Source organism: Acidisphaera rubrifaciens HS-AP3 (assembly GCF_000964365.1).
Taxonomy (GTDB): Bacteria; Pseudomonadota; Alphaproteobacteria; order Acetobacterales; family Acetobacteraceae; genus Acidisphaera; species Acidisphaera rubrifaciens.
Genome location: NZ_BANB01000535.1, coordinates 1 through 703, shown reverse-complemented (window position 1 = coordinate 703; position 703 = coordinate 1). Strand labels below are relative to the sequence as shown.

The window sequence follows — 703 nt, the reverse complement described above, 5'->3', positions numbered from 1 at the left end:
CGTGGTGACCGGGGCCGGGGCGCGGGCGACGCGGATGCGGCTGTCCTTGTCGGCGATCTCGATTTCGGTCAGGCCGGTATCGGCCAGGATGGTGGCAAGCGCCCGGATCGCCTCGGGGTCGAATGCGACGCCGGTCATCGTGTGTCCTCCAGCAGGTCCGCCATGGCGATCAGCGCCAGCGCGTAGCTGCGCGGCCCGAAGCCACAGATCACGCCGCGCGCCGCCTTGGAGACGTACGAGTGGTGGCGGAACGCCTCGCGGGCGTGAATGTTGGTCAAATGCACCTCGATCACGGGCAGTTCGGTCGCCAGCAGCGCGTCGAGCAGGGCGACCGACGTGTGGGTATAGGCGGCGGCGTTGATGATGATGCCGGCGGCGCGGCCGCGGCATTCCTGTACCCAGTTCACCAGTTCGCCCTCGCCGTTGGTCTGGCGGAAGTCGATGGCAAGCCCGAGCGACTCCGCCGTCTCGGCGCATAGCTGCTCGACGTCGTCGAGCGTCGCGGCACCGTAGAGATGCGGCTGGCGCAGGCCGAGCATGTTGAGGTTCGGGCCGTTCAGGACGGCGACAAGGGACAGCGCAGCCATGGGCGCCGCCTAGCACAGGGCCGCCCGCGGGTCCAACGGCCCCCGGGCCGGCCGGCGCGACGGTCAGTCCCGGGCGGTCGGCGCCTCGGCCAGCGCGACCTCCAGCACGGCGTCGC

1 protein-coding gene and 1 pseudogene are annotated in these 703 nt (G+C 71.1%); both read right to left on the bottom strand.

Translation table 11 applies throughout. The features are described 5' to 3' along the window. Positions 1–138 (bottom strand): annotated as a pseudogene (locus B8460_RS23440) (acetyl-CoA carboxylase biotin carboxyl carrier protein); the annotation flags it as partial. Continuing rightward, the gene (aroQ, locus tag B8460_RS14215; RefSeq protein ID WP_048862271.1) at positions 135–587 is read right to left on the bottom strand and encodes a type II 3-dehydroquinate dehydratase; all 453 of its coding nucleotides are present in this window, start codon (positions 585–587) and stop codon (positions 135–137) included. The gene aroQ and the pseudogene B8460_RS23440, both read right to left, overlap by 4 nt. Between the last annotated feature and the right edge of the window lie 116 nt (positions 588–703).

Excerpts from the sequence above, each read along its gene's own strand:
- aroQ (WP_048862271.1), bottom strand. The coding sequence starts at position 587 with ATGGCTGCGCTGTCCCTTGTCGCCGTCCTGAACGGCCCGAACCTCAAC.